Annotated in this window: 1 protein-coding gene; it reads left to right on the top strand. The window is 38.2% G+C overall.

All coding sequences use genetic code 11. The features are described from left to right. The coding region (locus tag ACFINH_RS10180) for a hypothetical protein (RefSeq protein ID WP_375633055.1) at positions 1–669 on the top strand (669 nt) is incomplete at its 5' end. Positions 670–712 lie beyond the last annotated feature (43 nt).

The raw sequence follows: 712 nt of genomic DNA, 5'->3' as shown, positions 1-712 counted from the left end.
CTTCACCGTATTCGTGCTTTAAGGGATTTTGATGATGTCAAAAAAGGAGATCTTGGTGGCTTTATTGAAAAGGAATATAACTTAGGTCATGATGGCAATTGCTGGGTCTATGATGATGCCAAGGTGCTTGAAAGCGCTACCATTTTTCATAATGCCAAGATATTTGATGGCGCCTGTATTAGTGGAAATGCTTCAGTTTATTCTGATGCACAAGTTTACAGTCGTGCTGTTGTTTTTGGTAATGCCGAAGTTTCTGGTAGTGCACATGTTTTTGGTGATGCTGTTGTTCGCGACAAATCTCATGTTTACGGTGATGCAGAAGTTTACAATAGCGCACTCATTTATGGTGATGCAAAAGTTTTTGAGAATGCACGAATAAAGAATAGTGCCAATGTTTACGACAATGCTCGTGTATATGGGAACGCAATAATTTGTGGTCCTGCTCTCATTTATAACAATGCTAAAGTTTATGGTGATGTCATTATATCATGCTCCAATTTCACGTATGAGGATGATATTAATTATGGAAATGTTGAGATTTTTGGAGATGCAAAAGTTTATGATAGTGCTCGCATTTATGACGCAGTCAAGATCTTTAGAAATGCCGAAATTCGTGGATTAGCTAATATTCGCGGAAACACGAGAATTCCTCAAGACATAAAAATTTAACAACCAACCAGCCTTTTAACACATGCGTGATTCATGCCACGGG

The organism is Bartonella sp. AA74HLJMH (genome assembly GCF_042197045.1).
GTDB lineage: Bacteria > Pseudomonadota > Alphaproteobacteria > Rhizobiales > Rhizobiaceae > Bartonella.
Note: the sequence above shows the minus strand (reverse complement) of the source record. Positions and strands in the feature narration are given on the sequence as shown.